This is a genomic window from Streptomyces caelestis (assembly GCF_001279005.1).
Taxonomy (GTDB): Bacteria; Actinomycetota; Actinomycetes; order Streptomycetales; family Streptomycetaceae; genus Streptomyces; species Streptomyces heliomycini.
The window spans coordinates 1-15062 of sequence record NZ_LGCN01000002.1; the positions used below are offsets into that span (position 1 = coordinate 1).

Genomic DNA, 15062 nt, shown 5'->3' on the forward strand with positions numbered 1-15062 from the left:
GAAACGCCCGGTTACATTCCGAACCCGGAAGCTAAGCCTTACAGCGCCGATGGTACTGCAGGGGGGACCCTGTGGGAGAGTAGGACGCCGCCGAACAATCTTTGGAAGGACCCCTGGTCACCAGCGTTCAGCTGGGGCCAGGGGTCCTTTTTTATTTATGCTTGCAGTACCGAAGACAGGAGTCACCGATGTCCACCAACTCTCCCGACGACCGACCGGAGCGCGACCAGCGGCGACGGGACAGTGGTGACCGTCCTGAGCGCTCCGACCGGAGTGGCCAGCGCGGCGGCCCGGGGCGGGGCAATGACCGTGACCGTGGCTTCCGGCGGGACGACCGCACCGGTGGCCGGCCGGAGCGTGGTGGCTTCCGCGGACGGGACGACAACCGCGGTGGTGAGCGTGGCGGTTTCCGTCGGGACGACGATCGGGGTTACGGCCGTCGTGACGACGGGCGAAGTGACGACCGCGGTGGCTTCCGTCGCGATGACCGGGGTGGCGACCGTGGCGGCTTCCGCCGCGACGACAATCGCGGCGGTGGAGAGCGCGGTGGCTTCCGGGGGCGCGACGACCGTGGCGGTGAGCGCGGAGGTTTCCGTCGCGATGACAGTCGTGGTGGTGAGCGTGGCGGTTTCCGTCGGGACGACGATCGGGGTTACGGCCGTCGTGATGACCGGCGAGGTGACGACCGCGGTGGCTTCCGTCGCGATGACCGGGGTGCTGACCGGGGTGGCGACCGTGGCGGTTTCCGTCGCGATGACCGCCGTGATGACCGGGGTGCTGATCGCCGTGATGACCGGGGTGGCGACCGCGGTAGCTTCCGTCGTGACGACCGGGGTGGCGACCGCGGTGGTTTCCGTCGCGATGACAGTCGTGGTGGTGAGCGTGGCGGTTTCCGGCGGGACGACGATCGGGGTTACGGCCGTCGTGATGACCGGCGAGGTGACGACCGCGGTGGCTTCCGTCGCGATGACCGGGGTGCTGATCGCCGTGACGACCGGGGTGGCGACCGCGGTGGTTTCCACCGTGATGACCGCCGTGATGACCGTGGCGGCTTCCGCCGCGACGACAACCGCGGCGGTGAGCGTGGTGGCTTCCGTGGCCGCGATGACCGCCGTGATGACCGTGGCGGCTTCCGCCGCGACGACAACCGGGGCGGTGGAGAGCGCGGTGCTTTCCGGGGCCGGGACGACCGTGGCGGTGAGCGCGGTGGCTTCCGTCGGGACGACAACCGTGGCGGTGAGCGCGGTGGCTTCCGCGGCCGTGAGGACCGTGGGCGCGACGACCGTGGGCGCGGGCCGCGGCGTGACGACCGGGGTGGGCGGCCCGGTGGGTTCCGTGGGCGTGACGACCGGCACGGTGGCGGGCGGTTCCGCGAGGACAGGGACCGCGACCGGGACCGGGAGCCGATCAAGCGGCTGCCGATCCCCGAGGACGTCACGGGCGAGGAGATCGACAAGGACGTACGGCAGGAGTTGCAGAGCCTGCCCAAGACGCTCGCGGAGGACGTCGCCAAGAACCTGGTGATGGTCGCCCGGCTGATCGACGAGGACCCCGAGAGCGCGTACGGCTACTCCAGGGTGGCCCTGCGGCTGGCCTCCCGTGTCGCCGCCGTACGGGAGGCCGCCGGGTTCGCCGCGTACGCGAACCAGAAGTACGCCGAGGCGCTCGCCGAGTTCCGGGCCGCGCGGCGGATGACCGGGACCGTGGAGCTGTGGCCCCTCATGGCCGACTGCGAGCGCGGGCTCGGCCGGCCGGAGAAGGCGCTGGACATGGCCGGGGCGCCCGAGGTGCAGAAGCTGGACAAGGCCGGGCAGGTCGAGATGCGGCTCGTCGCGGCCGGCGCCCGACGTGACATGGGCCAGCTGGACGCGGCGATCGTGACGCTGCAGAGCTCCGAGCTGGCGTCCAACTCGGTCCAGCCGTGGACCGCGCGGCTGCGCTACGCCTACGCCGACGCGCTGCACGCCGCCGGCCGGAGCGGCGAGGCACGGGAGTGGTTCGCCAAGGCCGTGGAGGCCGACCGGGACGGCAGCACGGACGCCTCCGACCGGCTGGCCGAGCTGGACGGCGTGGAGTTCGTGGACGCGCTCGACGAGGGCGAGGCCGACGACACCGCGAACGCGGACGACAAGGACTGACGTCCGAGGCGCGGGACAGTGACGAAGGGGCGGGTCTCCGTGGAGACCCGCCCCTTCGTCGCATTCGTCACAGGTCGAGCGCGCGCAGGACCAGACCCGACGCCGGTTTCGGTCCGAACGACGTCGACTTGCGCGGCATCATGACGCCCTGGCGGGCCAGGTCGCGGACGACGTCCTCGTGCACCGGGTGCATCAGGACGGCCGTTGTGCCGTCGCGTTCCGCCTTCTCGACCGTGGCCGCCGTGTCGTGGATGTACGCGATGCGGGCGGGGGAGTCGGGGACACGCCAGACATGCTCCAGGAGCGTGGCGTGCAGGACCGTCGCGTCCAGGGTGCGCCAGGCCACCGGACGGTCCGCCGGGATCGTGCGGGCCAGCAGCTCCGGGTCCGGGCGGTCGACGAGATGGAAGGCGCCGTCCCCGGCGAGGAGGAAGGCGTTGCCCGCCGAGGCGGCCTCGGCGAGGGCGTTCATCGCCTCGGCCGGCGGCGCGTCCAGGCGGCGGACGCGGAACAGGCCGTCGAGCGCGGCGACGGCGTCCGCGACTGGCAGACCGTGCAGCAGCCGGTGGATGGCGCGGACGCGCAGGGGATAACGGGCCGTGTCGACGAGGAGGACCAGGCCGTGGTCCCAGGGGCCGGGGGAGGAGTGCTCCGCTCGGAGGCGCCGGTAGGTCGCCCAGCGGTGGTGGCCGTCGGCGATGAGAGCCTGGTGGCCGGAGAGTTCCCGCTGGACCGCGGCCAGGTCGACGGGGTCGGTGACGGACCACAGACGGTGGTGGAAACCGTCCTCCGTGGTGGTCGCCAGCAGGGGCCGCCGACCGGCCGTGCGTTCGACCAGGTCGGCCGTGACGGCAGCCGGACCGCCGTCCCCGTCGCCCCGGTAGGTGAGCAGCAGCGGTTCGAGATTGGCGGAGGTGGCCCGCATCAGGTCCGCGCGGTCGGCGACGACGTGCGGCATGACGTCCTCGTGCGGCAGCACCAGCCGCTCGTCGGGATCGGAGACGCGCAGCGCGCCGATGACGCCGCGCTGCACCATGCCGTCGCCGTCGCGCTGCTCGTAGACGTACAGGCAGGGCTCCGGGTCGGCGGTCAGGACCCCCTCCGCGCGCCAGCGGCGCAGTGTGTCGGCGGCCTGGGCGTTGCGCGCCTCGGGCGTGCCGGCCTCGGGCAGGATCAGCCGGACGATGTTGTACGGGTCGGCGGACTGGAGGTGGTGCAGGCCGTCGGGGCGGACGACGACGTCGTACGGCGGGGATGTCACGGCGGCCAGGCTGCCGACCCGGTCGGGGTCGTAACGAAGGCCTCGGAACGGGGTGAGTTCCAGGCCCCGGGGCGCCTTTGCCGTCGAGTGACCTGCAGTGTCCATCCCGGCATCGTACGGGGGCCGGTGGCATGGGGGATGATCGGGGGAAAGCCGTCGAACGAGGAGCGATGCGGAATGAGCCGGAGCGTCAGGACGAGGCCCGAGGGCAGTGGGCAGGCCCTGAACGAGGCGTACGACACGGCGCTGCTCGACCTCGACGGCGTGGTGTACGCGGGCGGGAGCGCGATCGTCCACGCGGTCGAGTCGCTGGCCACGGCCCGTGCGGGCGGTATGCGTCTCGCCTACGTGACCAACAACGCCCTGCGCACCCCGGACACCGTGGCCGCTCATCTGACCGAGCTGGGGATACCGGCGGAGGCCGGCGACGTCATCACCTCCGCGCAGGCGGTCGCGCGGCTGGTCGCTGAGCAGGTGCCGCGGGGCGCCCGGGTGCTGGTGATCGGCGGTGAGGGGCTGCGGGTGGCGCTGCGTGAGCGCGGACTGGCGCCGGTGGAGTCGGCGGACGACGACCCGGTGGCGGTCGTGCAGGGGTACGGCGGGCCCGAGCTGCCGTGGGGGAGGCTCGCGGAGGCGTCGTACGCCGTGGCGCGCGGGCTGCCGTGGTTCGCGTCCAACACCGACCTGACGATTCCCAGCGGCCGGGGCATCGCCCCGGGCAACGGCGCGGCGGTGGAGGTCGTACGGATCGCCACGGGCGCCGAGCCGCAGGTCGCGGGCAAGCCGCTGCCGCCGATGCACCGGGAGACGGTCCTGCGGACGGGCGCCGAGCGGCCGCTGGTGGTGGGGGACCGGCTGGACACGGACATCGAGGGCGCGTTCAACGGCGAGGTGGACTCGCTGCTGGTGCTGACCGGTGTGACGGACGGCGCGCGGTTGCTCGCCGCGCCGCCGCAGCACCGGCCGACGTACGTCGACGCCGATCTGCGCGGGATGCTCACCGGGCAGCCGGAGGTCGCCCGGGCGGGCGACGGGTTCCGGTGCGGTGGCTGGACGGCGACGGCCGGCGCCGGGGAACTGGAGCTGGAGGGCGACGGCGGCGCGCTGGACGGGCTGCGCGCGCTGTGCGCGGCGGCGTGGACGGCGGCCGGGGACGGTGCGTGCGAGCTGGACGGCGGGAAGGCGCTGGCACGGCTGGGACTATGAGGACCCCGGAGGGTCCCGGGCCCCGGGACCCTCCGGGACCCTCCGGGACCCTCCGGGGCCCGCCGTGCCGTCCGGGAAGCCGGGTCCGGGAAGCTTGATCGATTGCGAGGGTAGGCTAACCTAACTGCGTGTTGGTCGAGAGTCCCCCCGAACAGCGCGCGGAGACCGCCCCCGCGCCCCCGAACCGCCGGGCGGTACGCGTCCTCGGGCTGCTCGTCTCCGCCGTGATCCTGGTGCTCGTCGCGCTGGCGAGCATCGCGATCGGTGCGAAGGAGCTGTCCCTGGAGCAGGTCTGGCACGGCCTGTTCGAGGACTCGGGCACCTACGGCGACGTCGTCGTGGCCGACAGGCTGTCACGGACCGTCCTCGGGGTGCTCGCAGGAGCCGCGCTCGGCCTGGCGGGATCGGTCCTGCAGGCGCTCACCCGCAACCCGCTGGCCGATCCCGGACTGCTCGGCCTCAACGCGGGCGCGTCCGCCGCCGTCGTCACCGCCATCACCTTCTTCGGCGTCACCTCGCTGTCCGGATACGTGTGGTTCGCCTTCTTCGGCGCGGCGGCCGTCGGCGCGCTGGTGTGGTTCCTCGGCGGCAGCCGGGGTGCGACGCCGGTGCGGCTGGTGCTCGCCGGCACGGCCATCAGCGCGGCGCTGTACGGCTATCTCCAGGCCATCATGATCCTGGACGACGCCGCGCTCGGCAGGATGCGTTTCTGGACGGTGGGTTCGCTGGCCTCGGCGACCGACTCGACCGTCACCCAGGTGCTGCCGTTCCTGCTGGCCGGCTCCCTGCTGGCGCTGGCGCTCGCCCGGCCGCTCAACGCCATGGCCATGGGCGACGACACCGCCGAGGCCCTCGGCGCCAACCTCAACCGCACCCGGGCGCTGTCCATGCTCGCCGCGACCGTGCTGTGCGGGGCCGCGACCGCCGCCTGCGGGCCGATCGTCTTCGTCGGCCTGATGGTGCCGCACATCGTGCGCTCCTTCACCGGACCCGACCTGCGCTGGATCCTGCCGTACGCGGCGGTCCTGTCGCCCGTGCTGCTGCTCGGCGCCGATGTGATCGGCCGGATCGTGGCCCGGCCCGCCGAACTCCAGGTCGGCATCGTCACCGCGATCCTCGGCGGCCCGGTCTTCATCTTTCTCGTGCGACGGCGGAGGACGGCCCAGCTGTGAAGACCAACCGCGCGGTGCGGACTCCCGGCGGCCTCTCGGTCCGGCTGGACGTGCGCGCCCTCACCGTCGTCGTCCTGCTCCTCCTCGCGGCGCTCACCGCGAGCGTGGTGCTGATCGGCACCGGCGACTTCCCGATCCCCGCCGGAGACGTCCTGCGGACCCTCGTCGGCGAGGGCGACCCCGGCCAGGAGTTCATCGTCACCGAGCTCAGGCTGCCCCGGGTCCTGGTCGGACTGCTCGTCGGCGCCTCCCTCGGACTCGGCGGCGCGCTGTTCCAGTCCGTCTCCCGCAACCCGCTGGGCAGCCCGGACGTGCTCGGCCTCGGACAGGGGGCGACGGCCGGCGCCCTCACGGTGATCGTGCTGTTCTCCGGGAGCGCCGGCCAGGTCGCCCTCGGCGCGCTCGCCGGCGGACTGGTGACCGGTTTCGCCATCTACGCGCTCGCCTGGAAGCGGGGCGTGCACGGCTACCGCCTGGTCCTGGTCGGCATCGGTGTCTCGGCGATCGTCACGGCGGTCAACGGCTATCTGCTCACCAGGTCCGACATCGTCGACGCCGCCCGCGCGGTCGTGTGGATGACCGGATCCCTCGACGGCCGGGACTGGGACCAGGTCTGGCCGCTGCTCGCCCTGTGCGCCGTCCTCGTGCCGCTGGTCCTGGCCAACTCGCGCGGCCTGCGGATGATGGAGATGGGCGACGACGTGTCGTACGCCCTCGGCGTGCGCGTGGAGCGCGTACGGCTGCTGCTGATGCTGGCGGCCGTGCTGCTCACCGCGTCCGCGACCGCCGCCGCCGGACCGGTCGGCTTCGTCGCGCTCACCGCGCCGCAGCTCGCCCGGCGCCTGACCCGTTCGCCCGGCCCCAACCTCGCCGCGTCGCTGTGCATGGGCGCCGCCCTCCTGGTCACCGCCGACCTGGCGTCGCAGCGGGCGTTCGGCGCCGAGCAGCTGCCCGTGGGCGTGGTCACCGGCGTGCTCGGCGGTGTCTATCTGCTGTGGCTGCTGGTCACCGAGCGCAAAGCGGGCCGGATATGAGCGCCGGCACCACCGCCGGCAGCGGGACGAACCACCGAAGGAGCACCGTGAACCGACTGTCCGCCGAGAACGTCACCCTGGCCTACGACCAGCGGGTCATCGCCGAACAGCTGTCGGTGGAGATACCGGACAACTCCTTCACCGTGATCGTCGGCCCCAACGCGTGCGGCAAGTCGACGCTGCTGCGGGCGCTGTCGCGGATGCTCAAGCCGAGTGAGGGGCGGGTCCTGCTCGACGGGCAGGTCATCCAGTCGATGCCGGCCAAGAAGGTCGCCCGCACCCTCGGCCTGCTGCCCCAGTCGTCCATCGCGCCCGACGGCATCACCGTCGGCGACCTGGTGGGCCGCGGCCGGTACCCGCACCAGGGCCTGCTGCGCCAGTGGTCCGCCGAGGACGAGCGCGTCGTCCAGGAGTCGATGGCCCGCACCGGCGTCGCCGAGCTGGCGGAACGCCACGTCGACGAGCTCTCCGGCGGTCAGCGGCAGCGCGTGTGGATCGCCATGGCGCTGGCCCAGCAGACCCCGCTGCTGCTCCTCGACGAACCGACCACGTTCCTCGACATCCAGCACCAGATCGACGTGCTCGACCTGTGCGCGGAACTGCACGAGGAGCAGGGACGCACCCTCGTCGCCGTGCTGCACGACCTCAACCACGCCGCCCGGTACGCCACCCACCTCGTCGCCCTGCGCCAGGGGAAGGTCATCGCCCAGGGCGCCCCGAAGGACATCGTCACCGCCGGTCTGGTCGAGGAGGTCTTCGGACTGCGCTGCCAGGTCATCGACGATCCCGAGACGGGCACCCCGCTGGTGGTGCCGGCCGCCCGCACGGCGCGGGCGAAGGGCGCGGGGGAGAAGGTGGGGGCTACAGGAGTCTCCTGAGGCGGAACAGGTCCCGCAGACCCGCCTCGAGGCGCACCCGGCCCGAGCCCCAGGCCCTGGCGAAGTGCAGTTCGCCGCCGACCAGGGCCACCAGGTCGTCGCCCGTCATCGCGAGCCGTATCTGCGCCTTCTCGCGCGGCGGGCCGGGAAACGTGTCGTGCACCTCGATCCGGCCGCCGGTCAGCCGGCCGGCGAAGGTCACGTCCAGGTCGGTGACGTGGCAGCTGACCGAGCGGTCCATCGCCGCGGCCGCGCGGACGTCCCCCTCGGCGCCCCGCAGGCTGTCCGCAAGCTGGTCGAGTGCGGTACGGCACTCCTCGATCGTGGCCATCGCGGACGACGGTACACCGGACGTTCGCGGTAGCGTCGGGGCATGAACGACGCAGTGCCGGAGGCGGAGGGCACGGGCCCGGGCGCCGTGCAGCCGCCGCCCGAGGACGACCCCGCCGCCCCCGCGCCCCTGGGGGTGCCGCGCGCCCCCACCGGCCACCCCGAGGTCGACGCCCGCGTGGAGCGGCTGGCCGACGCCGACCACCTCACCACGGACGGCCACGTCGAGGTGTACGAGGATGTACACCGAGGGCTGCGCGACGCGCTCACCGCGCTCGACGCCCGCCCGGGGTCCACCCGTCACCCGACCACCACCCCTTGACGAGGCCCTTCGGGCCACCCGTGCCATTCGGCACACGAACACAGGAGCTGAACCGAACGTGGCAGGAGTCGCACGCCGCCGTCTCGACGCGGAGCTGGTCCGCCGTAAGCTCGCGCGCTCGCGTGAGCACGCCAGCCAGCTGATCGCCGCCGGGCGGGTCAGTGTCGGCAAGGCGGTCGCGACCAAGCCCGCCACGCAGGTGGAGACCGCCGCCGCGATCGTCGTCGCCGAGGACGCCGGCGACCCGGACTACGTCTCGCGCGGCGGCCACAAGCTGGCCGGCGCCCTGGACGCCTTCGTGCCGCGGGGGCTGGTCGTCGGGGGGCGGCGGGCGCTCGACGCCGGCGCCTCCACCGGTGGCTTCACCGACGTCCTGCTGCGGGCCGGGGCGGCGCACGTGGTCGCCGTGGACGTCGGATACGGACAACTCGCCTGGACTCTGCGGCAGGATGAACGCGTCACCGTCAAGGACCGTACGAATGTACGGGAGTTGACGCTCGAGGTCATCGATGGGGAGCCTGTGGATCTTGTCGTGGGGGATCTGTCCTTCATTCCGCTCGGACTGGTGCTGCCCGCGCTGAAGCGGTGCGTGAAACCGGACGCCGACCTGGTGATGATGGTGAAACCGCAGTTCGAGGTGGGCAAGGATCGGCTGGGCGGTGGCGGGGTCGTCCGCAGCCCGCAGCTGCGCGCCGAGGCCGTGCGCGGGGTGGCCGACCGGGCCTGGGAGCTGGGGCTCGGAGTGCAGGGCGTGACGGCGAGTCCGCTGCCCGGGCCCTCCGGGAATGTCGAATACTTCCTGTGGCTGCGGGCCGGGGCTCCGGAACCGGACCCGGCCGACGTTGACCGTGCTGTTGCGGAGGGGCCGCGTTGACACAGAACCGAGCTCGTACTGTTTTCCTGCTGGCCCACACCGGGCGGCCCGCGGCCATCCGCAGCGCCGAGCTCGTGGTCAAGGGCCTGTTGCGCTCCGGCCTCGGGGTGCGGGTCCTGGAGGACGAGGCCCGCGACCTGCCGCTCCCGGACGACGTGCAGACCGTCAAGGAGGCCACCCCGCAGTGCCTGGACGACTGCGAGCTGCTGATCGTGCTGGGCGGTGACGGCACGCTGCTGCGCGGCGCCGAGTTCGCCCGCGCCTCCGGGGTGCCCATGCTGGGCGTCAACCTCGGACGGGTCGGGTTCCTCGCCGAGGCCGAGCGGGACGACCTGGACAAGGTCGTCGACCGGGTGGTGAGCCGGGCGTACGAGGTCGAGGAGCGGATGACCGTCGACGTCGTCGTGCACCGCAACGGCGACATCGTGCACACGGACTGGGCGCTGAACGAGGCGGCCGTGCAGAAGGTGTCCGCCGAGCGGATGCTGGAGGTCGTCCTGGAGATCGACGGGCGGCCGGTCACCGGGTTCGGCTGCGACGGGATCGTGTGCGCGACCCCCACCGGGTCCACCGCGTACGCGTTCTCCGCGGGCGGGCCCGTGGTGTGGCCGGAGGTCGAGGCGCTGCTGATGGTGCCGATCTCGGCGCACGCGCTGTTCGCCAAACCGCTGGTGACCTCGCCGGACTCGGTGCTGGCGGTGGAGGTGCTGCCGCACATCCCGCCGGGGGTGCTGTGGTGCGACGGGCGGCGGACGGTGGAGTTGCCGGCGGGAGCCCGGGTGGAGGTGCGGCGGGGAGCCGTGCCGGTGCGGTTGGCCCGGTTGCACCATGCCTCGTTCACCGACCGGCTGGTCGCGAAGTTCGCGTTGCCCGTGTCGGGGTGGCGTGGGGCGCCTCATTAGCCATCCCGATGGGGTGGTTTCGCAGCGTTGGCGGGTGCGGGTTGTTCGTGGTCTGTCGCGCCCACGCGGCGGAAGCCGCATGTCGAGACAGCCCCGCGCCCCTGAGGGAGGTCTGCTCCCCCGGGTGACAAGGGGCGGGGCGGTCGCACTCCCCGGCTCGGACCTCGTAAGGTCGTGTGCGTGCTTGAGGAGATGCGGATACGGTCGCTCGGGGTCATCGATGACGCTGTCGTCGAGTTGTCGCCCGGGTTCACCGCCGTCACCGGTGAGACGGGTGCGGGCAAGACCATGGTGGTCACCAGCCTGGGCCTGCTGCTGGGGGGACGGGCGGATGCGGCCCTGGTGCGGATCGGCGCGCGGAACGCGGTGGTCGAGGGGCGGATCGCCGTCCCCGAGACCTCCGGGGCCGTCGTACGCGCCGAGGAGGCCGGGGCCGAGCTCGACGACGGGACGCTGCTGGTCAGCCGGACGGTTTCCGCCGAGGGGCGGTCACGGGCGCACCTGGGCGGGCGGAGCGTGCCCGTGGGGCTGCTCGCCGAGCTCGCCGACGACCTGGTGGCCGTGCACGGGCAGACCGACCAGCAGGGGCTGCTGAAGCTGTCCCGGCAGCGGCAGGCGCTGGACCGGTACGCCGGGTACGCGGTCGCCGCGCCGCTCGGCAGGTACGGAGAGGCGTACAAGCGGCTGCGGGCCGTCACCACGGAGCTGGAACAGATCACCACGCGCGCGCGTGAGCGGGCCCAGGAGGCCGACCTGCTGCGCTTCGGGCTGGAGGAGATCGCCGCCGTGGAGCCCCGCGCGGGCGAGGACGTGGAGCTGGCGGAGGAGGCCGAGCGGCTCGGGCACGCCGAGGCGCTGGCGTCCGCCGCGGCGGTCGCGCACGCCGCGCTGGCGGGCAATCCGGAGGACCCCGAGGGCGTGGACGCCGGGACGCTCGTCGCGGGCGCCCAGCGGGCCCTGGAGGCCGTACGGGCGCACGATCCGGCGCTGGCCGCGCTGACCGACCGGATCGGGGAGGTCGGCATCCTGCTGCGCGACGTGGCCGGGGAGCTGGCGGGGTACGCCGACGACCTGGACGCCGATCCGCTGCGGCTGGCGGCGGTGGAGGAGCGGCGGGCCGCGCTCACCGGGCTGACCCGGAAGTACGGCGAGGACATCGCGTCGGTGCTGGAGTGGGCCGAGCAGGGCGCCGCGCGGCTGACCGAACTGGACGGCGACGACGAGCGGATCGGGGAGCTGACCGCGGAGCGCGACGCGCTCCGCGCGGAGCTGGGCGTCCTGGCGCAGGAGCTGACGGACGCGCGGACGGAGGCGGCACAGCGGTTCGCGTCGGCGGTCACCGCCGAGCTGGCCTCGCTCGCGATGCCGCACGCGCGCGTGTCGTTCGACATCCGGCAGACCGAGGACCCGGAGGGCGTCGAGGTGGACGGGCGCACGGTGGCCTACGGGCCGTCGGGTGTGGACGAGGTCGAGCTGCTGCTCGCCCCGCACCCCGGAGCGCCGCCCCGGCCCATCGCCAAGGGCGCGTCGGGCGGTGAGCTGTCGCGCGTGATGCTGGCCGTGGAGGTGGTGTTCGCGGGCACGGACCCGGTGCCGACGTACCTCTTCGACGAGGTCGACGCCGGTGTCGGCGGCAAGGCGGCGGTCGAGATCGGCCGGCGGCTCGCGAAGCTGGCGAAGACGGCGCAGGTCGTGGTCGTCACGCACCTGCCCCAGGTGGCCGCGTTCGCCGACCGGCAGCTGCTGGTGGAGAAGACCCATGACGGTTCGGTCACCCGCTCCGGCGTGAAGGTGCTCGAGGGCGAGGACCGCATCCGCGAGCTCTCCCGCATGCTCGCCGGCCAGGAGAACTCCGAGACGGCACGCGCCCATGCGGAGGAGCTGCTGGCGACGGCACGGGCGGACGCGTAGCCGCACCGGAGGAGGGCGAGGTTCCGTCACTCGTGTGGGTGACTTGCGATCCGGTGCGGGCCCGGGCTCGGAAGGCCGGCGTCACCGGAACGGCCGTACATCCTGGCATTCTTGACGGAGTACGGCGAGGAACGCGCCCGATCCTTCTGTACGTTCTTCGGGACCGCACGAACCGAACCAGGAGCCCGGCCACGTGATCCCCGTGAGCAGCCACTCACCGCTGCGCACCGTGCAGGTGCTGGGCGGTGGCAACGCCGCCGGCGGCGCCCATGTGCGCTCGCTGACCGCGGGGCTCGTCGCGAGGGGCGTGCGGGTCACGGTGTGCGCCCCCCTGGAGGCGGATCACACCTACGACTTCACCGGCGTCGGCGCCGACCACGTGCACGTGCCGCGCAGCAGCGACCCGGGGTCGGTGGCCGCGCTCCGGGCCGCCTGCACGGGCGCCGACCTGGTCCACGCGCACGGGCTGCACGCCTCCTTCCGCACCGTGCTGGCCCTGAGCGGACGGCGTACCCCGCTGGTCGTGACCTGGTACGACCGGGCGTACGCCGACGGGCCGCGCGCCCACTTCCTGCGCGTGCTGGAGCGGCGGGTCGCCAAGGCGGCCACCGTGGTGCTCGGGACCACCTCCGCCCTCGTCGACCGGGCGCGCCGCACGGGCGCACGGGACGCCCGGCTGGCCGCCGTGTCCCTGCCCGGGCCCCGCACCTCCCCGGCGCCGGACGACCCCGACCGGCTGCGGCCCAAGGTCCGGGCCGAACTCGGCGCCGTCGGCCGCCCGTTGCTCATCGCCGTCGGCTCCCTCGAACGGCGCCGGGGCTACGACGTCCTGCTGGACGCCGCGCACGCGTGGCGGCGCCTCGACCCCGTGCCGCTGGTGGTGCTCGCCGGGGAGGGGCCGCTGCGCGGCGAACTCCAGCGCAGGATCGAGGACGAGGAGCTGCCGGTCCGGCTCATCGGACGGCGCGACGACATCACCGATCTGCTGGCCGCCGCCGACGTCGCGCTGCTGCCGAGCCGGTGGGAGTCGCGCTCGCCGCTCGCCCAGGAGGCCCTCCACGCGCGCGTTCCGCTCGTCGCGACCGCCGTCGGCGGCATCCCCGAACTCGTCGGCGACGCCGCCGAACTCGTCCCGTACGGCAACGCGCGGGCGTTCGCGGACGCCGTCGTGCGGCTGCTGGACGATCCCGGGCGCCGGGACCTGCTCGGGGAGCGGGGCGTGCGACAGGCCGCCACCTGGCCGACCGAGGACGAGACGGTCGCCCAGGTGCTGAGCGTGTACGACGAGTTGACCCAGCCCCGGCCGCTCTGAACCGCGGGCCTCCGGTCAGGGCACGTGCCGTCGCGCCCGCAGAGCCAGGCCCAGGGCCAAGGCCGTGTGCGGGTCGTCGAGGTCGGCGGCCAGCAACTCGCCGATGCGGGCGAGCCTGTTGTAGAGCGTCTGCCGGTTCAGGTGGAGTTCGCGGGCCGTCTCCGCCTTGCGTCCGGCGTGCGCCAGATAGCTCTCCAGGGTGGGCAGCAGAGGCGGCTTGGAGCGGCGGTCGTGGTCCAGCACCGGACCGATCGCGCGGTCCACGAAGTCCGCCAGGTCCGGATGGTCGCGCAACCGCCACAGCAGCAGGTCGATGTCCAGCCGCCGGGCGTCGTGCCAGAGGCGGTCCGGCAGCCCCTGCGCCGCCGTCGCCGTCTCCGCCGCGTGCCGCAGGCCCGTGGACGCCGCCGCCCAGCCGCCGGCCGGCCCGACCACCACGACGGGCGGCCGGCCTCCGGGCCGCGGCATCCCCGCCCGCTCCGCGCCCGCCCGCAGCGCCGCCGCCACCCGGTCCGCGACCGCCCGCCGCTCCGTCTCCGCGCGCAGCCCCAGCAGCAGCGGCACCCGCCCCTCCACCGGCCGCACACCCAGCAGGACCGGCACCCCGAGCGCGGCCAGTTCCTCGCCCACCGCGCGGGCCAGCACCGCCCAGCCGCCGCCCTGCGGGGACAGCGCGTCGCCGAACCGCATCACCACCGGCAGCAGCGGCCCGGAGCCCGGCTTGAAGCCCAGCACGCGCGCCTGCGCGGGCGCGTCCGCCGCGTCGACGCGGCCCTCGGCGAGGTCGGTGAGGAAGTCCCCGCGCCCCCGCGCCGCCAGCTCCTCCTCCTGACGCGCCTGCATCAGCACCACGGCGAGCAGACCGGCCGCCCGCTCGGCCGCCATGCGGTGCACCGGCTCCGGCGCGCTGCGCACCGGGAGCAGCACCAGGCGCGCCCGTACGCCACCGCTGCCGGGGCCGCCGCCGGGTACGTCCACGAGCGCCGAACCGGCCGGCGGATCGTCCTGGTGCCGGTCGCGCAGCCCCTCCCACACCTGGAGCGGGTCCGCGCCCTCGGGCCCCTTACCGGCCGCGTACAACAGCCGGCCGTCGGTCGTCTCCAGGAACACCGGGTTGCCGGTGAACCCGGCGAGGATCTCCAGCGCCCGGGGGACCCCGCCGCCGCCCAGCAGCGCCTCGGTGCACCGGCGGTGCACCTCCTCCGCGCGTCGCAGCAGCGCGTAGTGCCCGTTGACGATCTCGGTGTGGATCTCCTCGGTGACCGCCACGAACGGCACCTCGCGGTGCAGCTGGACCAGCGGCAGCCCCGCCGCCCGGGCCGCGTCGACGAGGGCGGCGGGCAGCCGGGCGATGCGCGGGCCGAGCTCGACGACGAGGGCCGCGATGCCCCGCTCGGCCAGCGTGCGCACGAACGCCCGCTGGTCGGCGGGGCGGGTGCCGAACCCGTACCCGGTGGTCAGCAGCAGCTCGCCGCCCTTGAGCAGCGAGGCGATGTGGGGCACCTCACCGGCGTGCACCCAGCGCACCGTGCGCCCCAGCCGGTCGGCGCCCGCCACGACCTCCGGCAGCCCACCGCGCAGTCCGGGCAGCTCCAGCGCCCGCCGCACGGTGATCCCGGCGCCCCGGGTGTCGTATCCGCTCTCCATACCCGGACGCTACCTGCGCGGATGTCACCGGTACATCCTCGGGCCGGGTTGGCGCGGCCACGGACGGGTAGGGGC

Annotated in this window: 14 protein-coding genes and 1 rRNA gene; 11 read left to right on the forward strand and 4 right to left on the reverse strand. The window is 74.0% G+C overall.

The features are described 5' to 3' along the window. Positions 1–96: ribosomal RNA gene (gene rrf / locus ADK41_RS01465) — 5S ribosomal RNA — on the forward strand; the annotation flags it as partial. Between the two features lie 86 nt (positions 97–182). On the opposite strand, the gene ADK41_RS42420 is transcribed toward rrf, so the two are convergent. Next, a complete protein-coding gene (locus ADK41_RS42420) occupies positions 183–1355 on the reverse strand; it encodes a hypothetical protein (protein ID WP_030825504.1) in 1173 nt (390 codons plus the stop codon). A 60-nt stretch (positions 1356–1415) separates the two neighbouring features. Here ADK41_RS42420 and ADK41_RS42425 point away from each other — a divergent pair, with 60 nt between their 5' ends. Further along, a complete protein-coding gene (locus ADK41_RS42425; RefSeq protein ID WP_078941085.1) occupies positions 1416–2138 on the forward strand; it encodes a tetratricopeptide repeat protein in 723 nt (240 codons plus the stop codon). A 67-nt stretch (positions 2139–2205) separates the two neighbouring features. On the opposite strand, the gene ADK41_RS01480 is transcribed toward ADK41_RS42425, so the two are convergent. Then, a complete protein-coding gene (locus ADK41_RS01480) occupies positions 2206–3504 on the reverse strand; it encodes a DUF1015 domain-containing protein (RefSeq protein ID WP_030825508.1) in 1299 nt (432 codons plus the stop codon). Between the two features lie 72 nt (positions 3505–3576). On the opposite strand from ADK41_RS01480, the gene ADK41_RS01485 reads away from it, so the two are divergent. The 4 genes from ADK41_RS01485 to ADK41_RS01500 all read left to right on the forward strand — a co-directional run bounded on the left by ADK41_RS01485 (position 3577) and on the right by ADK41_RS01500 (position 7689). Further along, positions 3577–4605, forward strand: a complete 1029-nt coding sequence (locus ADK41_RS01485) for an HAD hydrolase-like protein (protein WP_030825510.1) — start codon at positions 3577–3579, stop codon at positions 4603–4605. A 128-nt stretch (positions 4606–4733) separates the two neighbouring features. Next, positions 4734–5777, forward strand: a complete 1044-nt coding sequence (locus ADK41_RS01490) for a FecCD family ABC transporter permease (RefSeq protein ID WP_030825512.1) — start codon at positions 4734–4736, stop codon at positions 5775–5777. Continuing rightward, positions 5774–6811 carry a FecCD family ABC transporter permease gene (locus tag ADK41_RS01495; RefSeq protein WP_030825514.1) on the forward strand — a complete coding sequence of 346 codons (1038 nt, stop codon included), beginning with the start codon at positions 5774–5776 and terminating at the stop codon, positions 6809–6811. The genes ADK41_RS01490 and ADK41_RS01495 overlap by 4 nt, the downstream gene beginning before the upstream one ends. Beyond that, on the forward strand, positions 6808–7689 hold the full coding sequence (locus ADK41_RS01500; protein WP_030825516.1) for an ABC transporter ATP-binding protein: 882 nt from the start codon (positions 6808–6810) through the stop codon (positions 7687–7689). The genes ADK41_RS01495 and ADK41_RS01500 overlap by 4 nt, the downstream gene beginning before the upstream one ends. Here ADK41_RS01500 and ADK41_RS01505 read toward each other — a convergent pair. Further along, entirely contained in the window at positions 7673–8020 is a 348-nt protein-coding gene (locus tag ADK41_RS01505) for a sterol-binding protein (RefSeq protein ID WP_030825518.1), read from the reverse strand. The genes ADK41_RS01500 and ADK41_RS01505 overlap by 17 nt on opposite strands. Positions 8021–8062: 42 nt before the next feature. Here ADK41_RS01505 and ADK41_RS01510 point away from each other — a divergent pair, with 42 nt between their 5' ends. The 5 genes from ADK41_RS01510 (at position 8063) to ADK41_RS01530 (ending at position 13340) form a co-directional block, all read left to right on the forward strand. After that, a complete protein-coding gene (locus tag ADK41_RS01510) occupies positions 8063–8341 on the forward strand; it encodes a hypothetical protein (protein WP_030825520.1) in 279 nt (92 codons plus the stop codon). Between the two features lie 58 nt (positions 8342–8399). Further along, positions 8400–9215, forward strand: coding sequence for a TlyA family RNA methyltransferase (locus ADK41_RS01515; protein WP_030825522.1), 816 nt, complete (start codon positions 8400–8402; stop codon positions 9213–9215). Beyond that, positions 9212–10117: an NAD kinase gene (locus tag ADK41_RS01520; protein ID WP_030825524.1), complete on the forward strand. Its 906-nt coding sequence runs from the start codon at positions 9212–9214 to the stop codon at positions 10115–10117. Before ADK41_RS01515 ends, ADK41_RS01520 begins: the two co-directional genes overlap by 4 nt. 192 nt (positions 10118–10309) lie before the next feature. Then, positions 10310–12028 carry a DNA repair protein RecN gene (gene recN, locus ADK41_RS01525; RefSeq protein ID WP_030825527.1) on the forward strand — a complete coding sequence of 573 codons (1719 nt, stop codon included), beginning with the start codon at positions 10310–10312 and terminating at the stop codon, positions 12026–12028. 193 nt (positions 12029–12221) lie between these two features. Then, positions 12222–13340 carry a glycosyltransferase family 4 protein gene (locus ADK41_RS01530; RefSeq protein ID WP_030825530.1) on the forward strand — a complete coding sequence of 373 codons (1119 nt, stop codon included), beginning with the start codon at positions 12222–12224 and terminating at the stop codon, positions 13338–13340. Between the two features lie 15 nt (positions 13341–13355). Here ADK41_RS01530 and ADK41_RS01535 read toward each other — a convergent pair whose 3' ends face one another. Continuing rightward, positions 13356–14987 (reverse strand): PucR family transcriptional regulator, encoded by a 1632-nt coding sequence (locus ADK41_RS01535; protein ID WP_030825533.1) that lies wholly within the window; start codon positions 14985–14987, stop codon positions 13356–13358. Between the last annotated feature and the right edge of the window lie 75 nt (positions 14988–15062).

Coding starts and splice junctions, on each gene's coding strand:
- ADK41_RS01535 (WP_030825533.1), bottom strand. CDS start 14,987: ATGGAGAGCGGATACGACACCCGGGGCGCCGGGATCACCGTGCGGCGG.
- ADK41_RS01505 (WP_030825518.1), bottom strand. CDS start 8,020: ATGGCCACGATCGAGGAGTGCCGTACCGCACTCGACCAGCTTGCGGAC.
- ADK41_RS01485 (WP_030825510.1), top strand. CDS start 3,577: ATGAGCCGGAGCGTCAGGACGAGGCCCGAGGGCAGTGGGCAGGCCCTG.
- ADK41_RS01510 (WP_030825520.1), top strand. CDS start 8,063: ATGAACGACGCAGTGCCGGAGGCGGAGGGCACGGGCCCGGGCGCCGTG.
- ADK41_RS01480 (WP_030825508.1), bottom strand. CDS start 3,504: ATGGACACTGCAGGTCACTCGACGGCAAAGGCGCCCCGGGGCCTGGAA.
- ADK41_RS01500 (WP_030825516.1), top strand. CDS start 6,808: ATGAGCGCCGGCACCACCGCCGGCAGCGGGACGAACCACCGAAGGAGC.
- recN (WP_030825527.1), top strand. CDS start 10,310: ATGCGGATACGGTCGCTCGGGGTCATCGATGACGCTGTCGTCGAGTTG.